Genomic DNA, 4,872 nt, shown 5'->3' with positions numbered 1-4,872 from the left:
GGGCCGTTGATCAGGATGTCATTGATGCTGTCATCCTTGAGCAGGGGCTCCAGAGGCCCGAGCCCCATCATCTCGTCATAGACCGACGAACCCAGGTCCTCGAGTTCGGCGGTGTTGAGCACCAGGCGCTCGGCGCGGGCGAAGTCGCCCACCAGCACCATCACCTGGCGGCGCAGTTCCTTTTCCCCAACCGATTCAAGCTTCGATAAGTCAAGTTCTTCAATAAGTTGTGCGTGCAACTTGAGCTTGATGTCGAGCATCTGGCTCTCGGCCATCGCCGTGGCGGCCGTGGGAGCTGGCGCGCGTTCCGGAGTAGGGGCGGGCGCTTCGTGCTCGACCACTTCGAGGGCGACCGGCTTGGCGGGGCTGAAGCGTCCCATCAGGCGGCCCGCGAGGCGGCGGCGGGAGCCGGATGGGGCGCGCGGCGGCCGCGGTCGGCCAGCATGCGGTCCACCAGGGACCCAATATCGCGGACGATCTTGGACTTGGGCCGGTGCTGGCTGATGGCGCCGCCCAGGTTGACCGAGGCCGCGGCGGCTTCCCAGTCGGAGGCGATGGCGCCGTCGGCCTTGCGCTGCAAAGCTTTCTCGGCTTCGGCGGTGGAGGGGGCGGGGCCGAACATGCGGTTGGCAAGCCGGTTCAGCACGATGCGGGGGCGCAGACCGGCGGCGGCCTCGACCTCGTCCGACAGGGCCCGCGCGGCCAGCAGGGCCGGCACGGTCAGCTCGGAGACCACGACCACCTCGTCGGAGCCGGCCAGGGCGTCCAGGCTCCAGGAATGGCGATGGCGAGGCATGTCGAGGACCACGTGGTCGTAGGCCTCGCAGGCGATCTCCAGGATGCGCAGGACGGCCTCGCGGGAGATGGCGCTGAAGGCGGTGGGATCCCGGGGGCAGGCCAGCAGGTCCAGACCCTTACCGACCGGGGTGGCGAAGGCGGCCAGCAGGGCGGCGTCCATGCGCTCGGCGGCAGGGCCGAACTCGGCCAGGCCCATGGAGGGGGTGGCGCCGAGATAGGGGGCGCAGGCGCCGTCGGCCAGGTGCAGGTCGATGAGGCAGACGCTGTTGGCGCGCGAGGACCGGGCGGCCAGAGCGCTGGCGATCTCGATGGCCGCCATGGTGGCGCCCGCGCCGCCGACGGCGCCCATCACCGACCAGCACCGGGAGTGGTGTCCCTGGGCGCTGGGGGCCTGGGCGGCGGCCTGATCCAGCAGGGCGTAGATGGCGTTTTGCAGCTGGTCGTGGGTGAAGGGGGTCTCCACCACGTCGGCGTGGGGCAGGCGCATCAGGGCGCGCACCAGACCGGCCGGCAGGTGTCCGCCGAGGAACAGGGTCGGCGGCAGGTCGGCGACCTGGGACAGGGTGGCCACGGCGGCCGCAAGGGCGGCGGGCTCGGCATGGTCGGCGTCGATCAGAATGAGGTCGGTCATCCCGGGACGCAGGTCGGAGAGACGCTCGAGGCCCGCGACCTCCATCGCCGCGCCGAACAAGGGGCCGCGCGCCAGGGGGGCGAGGCTGTCGCCGATCGCCAGGACCCTGCGGCCCAGAAGGCTCCAGTTGCTCATGTGGGCGACCCGGTCTTGGCCGAGCCCTCGACCTTGGCCAGGGGCTTGTCGAGGGCCAGGCCATTGAGGATCAGGTCGATGGCGGTGGCCTCATTGCCGGCCATGATGGTGGAGGTGGCGCGATAATCCTCCTCACCGGCCATGCGGGGGGTGACGATGATCACCAGCTCGGTCTCGGCCTTCTTCCATCGCGATGACCGGAACAGGCTGCCGAGGACCGGGACGTCGCCGACACCGGGCAGTTGGCGCACCGCGTTGGAATAGTCCTGCTGGAACAGGCCGGCGATGGCGAAGCTCTCACCCGAGCGCAGCTCCACGGTGGTGTTGGCGCGGCGGACCACCAGGCTGGGGATCTCGATGCCGTTGAGCTTCAGGGGCGTGCGGCTGTCGAGCTGGCTGACCTCGGGGGCCACCTGCAACCGGATCAGTCCGTTGTCCTGCACGGTGGGCTGGAAGTCCAAGGTCACGCCGAAGGGGCGGAACTCGATGGTGACGCTGTCGCGGCCATTGGGGACGGGGAAGGGAAATTCGCCACCGGCCAGGAAGCTGGCCTTTTCGCCAGACAACGCCACGAGGTTGGGCTTGGCCAGAGTCCGGATGACGCCCTTCTCCTCCAGCGCGCGCAGGACCACGTCGATGGTGGCGCCGCCGATCGAGCCTCGCAGCGACAGGCCACCCTGCGGCGTCGTGTTGCCGATCAGGCCCGTGCCGGTCTGCAGGGCGAAGGTGGAGCCGTTGCTGGCGTTGATGTTGAAGCCGATATCCTTAAGCGACGACCGGCTGGCCTCCAGCACCCGGACCTCGAGGATCACCTGCTGCGAGGCGCGCACGGTCAGGGCCGAGGTGACGGCCCCCGGCGCAAACTTCTCGGCCAGGCCCTTGGCCTTGGCCGCCGCGGCGGTGGTGGAGACGTCGCCTGCCAGCAGCAGGCCCTCGCCGAGGTTGCGGACCTGGATCAGCTCCCCGGGCAGGGCGGCGGCGAGGTCCTGCTGCAGGGCTTCGGCGTCGTAGCCGACCCGGACGTCCACCACCTCCTGCAGGGCGCCGCCGGCGCCATAGATCAGCAGGTTCGTGGAGCCCAGCGCCTTGCCGCGCACATAGAAGCTGCGGTCGGTGGTGGCGACGATCTGGGCGGTCTCCGGCTGGGCCACCACGATCTTGCTGGCGGGGCTGTCCAGCCGGAAGGAGGCCGACTTGTTGCGCGGCACGCTGATGACGCGGGACCGGGCGGCCTCGCTGGAGAACTGTTCGGCCGCGACGGGCAGGGCGCCGCCGAGGACCAGGGCGCCGGCGAGCGCGCCGATGAGGGGGGAGCGGAGCATGGCTGTGGTGTCCTTAGGCCGCGGGCTTGGGGCTGGCGGCCGGGGCGGAATTCTCGCCTTCGACGATGGTGATGCGGCCGCCGGTCGGTGCGCCGGAGGCCCGGGCGCGGCGGACGGGGTTCCGGGCGCGGGGCGCCGCCGAGGCGAGCTCGGCCACGGGTTCGACATCCGAGGCGCCGAGCGGGCGCAGGGCGAGGGAGAGGGAGCCCAGCTCCGCGGCCATGGCGAGCTTCTGGGCGTCCTTGACGCTGACCTCCAGGGTCGTGGTCGAGGGCTTCTCGGCCTTTGTGGAGGTGGGGTCGGCGTTGAGATCAACCCCGAGGACACGGACGTTCTGGACCACCAGCTGGGAGGTCAGAACCTTGTTCGGGCCGTTGGGGGTCAGGTTGCGCATCATCACCACGTCCACCCGGTCGCCGGGCAGGGCGTGGCCGCCGACGCCGGAAACCTCGCTGACGCCTATGGCGTAGGCGCGCATGCCGGGTTGCAGTTCGGCGGCCACCGAGGGGCGTGCCCCGGGGCCGGAGAGCTTGGCCGGCAGCAGGGGCTCGCGGGCCGCGATCAGGGTCAGGGCGACCGGGGCGCCGCCATGATCCTGCGCCAGGACCTGGGCCACGGACCCGAAGGCGTTAACCGGGGCGCCGTCCTTGGGGACCCGGATCAGCTTCAGGTGGCCGGCCTCCAGGCGTTCGCCATAGGCGATGTCGCGGGACGCCACGACCACCGAAACCGCGTTGGCCATGGGGGAGACGACAACCTGCGCCGCCTGCACCTTTCCGGTGTCGGGCAAGGCGACCCGGGCCACCAGGATGGCGCCGAGGCCCAGGGCCACCGAGGCGCCCAGACTGCCGATTGTAACGAGCCGCATGCCCCGCCTCTGGTGAATAGCTTCGAACTATCAGCCAGTTATCGGCAGCCCCCCTTGCGATAGGGACAATAAAGAAGGTGAGCGGATATAAACCCTAACCGCGCAGTTTCCGTTGACGCTCGAGCTCCCCGCTTGGTTGGCGAACTCGCGAGCGAACCTCAGGCGTCGGCCTTCAACGCCTCGTAGGCCTCGACGGCCGCCATCCACTCCAGCTCGGCGGCGTCCAGGACAGCCTGGGCCTTGGCGCGGTCGGCGCCCAGGCGGGCGGCCTTGCCCGGATCCTTGGTGAAGACCGTGGGATCGGTGAGGGCCTTGTCGAGGTCGGCGACGGCCGTGGTGGCGCGGGCGAGCGCGGCCTCGGCCTGTTCGGCGCGGCGGCGCGCGGTGCCCGTGGGGACCTTGGCCTTCGGCGCGGCCTTGGGCGGCGGCGGCGCGACGGCCTGGGGAACCTGGGACGGACCCTTGGCGGCCTGGCGGGCCCGGTCGATCACCAGCTTGGCGTAGTCGTCCATGTCGCCGTTGAAGGGCGCGATGGTGCCGTCGGCGGCCAACCACAGACGGTCGGCCACCAGCTCCATCAGCGAGCGGTCGTGGGTGATGAGGATGACGGCGCCGGCATATTCGTTCAGGGCGTCCAGCAGGGCGCGGCGACTGTCGATGTCCAGGTGGTTGGTGGGCTCATCGAGGATCAGCAGGTGAGGGGCCTCCATGGCCACCATGTTCAGCAGCAGGCGCGCCCGCTCGCCGCCGGACAGGTTGGCGACCGTGGTCTCGACCTTCTGCACGCCCATGCCGAACTGGGCCAGGCGCGAACGGCGAGCGGCGTCGCTGGCCTCGGGCATGGCCCGGATGATCTCCAGCGGGGTGTCGGAGGGATCGAGCGCCTCGATCTGGTGCTGGTGGAACCAACCCACCTTCAGGCGGCGGTCACGGCGAAGATCGCCGTGCATGACCTGCAGGGCGCCGGCGATGAGCTTGGCGAAAGTGGACTTGCCGGCGCCGTTGACGCCCAGAAGGCCGATGCGGTCGTCCAGGTCCAGGCGCAGGTCCATGTTGCGCAGGATCGGCGAGCCGTCATAGCCGGCCGAGGCGCCCTCCAGGCGGATCAGAGGCGGCGG

At 70.6% G+C, this 4,872-nt stretch carries 4 protein-coding genes and 1 pseudogene; all 5 read right to left on the bottom strand.

All coding sequences use genetic code 11. The features are described from left to right. Window positions 1-380, bottom strand: a pseudogene (locus RMO97_RS17320) (CpaF family protein); the annotation flags it as partial. Continuing rightward, window positions 380-1,564, bottom strand: a complete 1,185-nt coding sequence (locus tag RMO97_RS17315) for a hypothetical protein (protein WP_310542269.1) — start codon at window positions 1,562-1,564, stop codon at window positions 380-382. The pseudogene RMO97_RS17320 and the gene RMO97_RS17315, both read right to left, overlap by 1 nt. Then, a complete protein-coding gene (locus tag RMO97_RS17310) occupies window positions 1,561-2,886 on the bottom strand; it encodes a type II and III secretion system protein family protein (RefSeq protein ID WP_310542268.1) in 1,326 nt (441 codons plus the stop codon). Before RMO97_RS17310 ends, RMO97_RS17315 begins: the two co-directional genes overlap by 4 nt. Window positions 2,887-2,899: 13 nt before the next feature. Next, on the bottom strand, window positions 2,900-3,754 hold the full coding sequence (cpaB, locus tag RMO97_RS17305) for a Flp pilus assembly protein CpaB (protein ID WP_310542267.1): 855 nt from the start codon (window positions 3,752-3,754) through the stop codon (window positions 2,900-2,902). 158 nt (window positions 3,755-3,912) lie between these two features. Further along, window positions 3,913-4,872 (bottom strand): ATP-binding cassette domain-containing protein (locus tag RMO97_RS17300; protein WP_310542266.1); only part of this gene is annotated, 960 nt, incomplete at its 5' end.

The sequence above is a fragment of the Phenylobacterium sp. genome, from assembly GCF_031425575.1.
Classification (GTDB): Bacteria; Pseudomonadota; Alphaproteobacteria; order Caulobacterales; family Caulobacteraceae; genus Phenylobacterium.
The sequence above is the reverse complement of the archived record's forward strand: the minus strand, read 5'-3'. Positions and strand labels throughout refer to the sequence as shown.

What these genes read in the sequence shown, in the direction of transcription:
- RMO97_RS17315 (WP_310542269.1), bottom strand. Translation starts at nt 1,564, where the DNA reads ATGAGCAACTGGAGCCTTCTGGGCCGCAGGGTCCTGGCGATCGGCGAC.
- RMO97_RS17310 (WP_310542268.1), bottom strand. Translation starts at nt 2,886, where the DNA reads ATGCTCCGCTCCCCCCTCATCGGCGCGCTCGCCGGCGCCCTGGTCCTC.
- cpaB (WP_310542267.1), bottom strand. Translation starts at nt 3,754, where the DNA reads ATGCGGCTCGTTACAATCGGCAGTCTGGGCGCCTCGGTGGCCCTGGGC.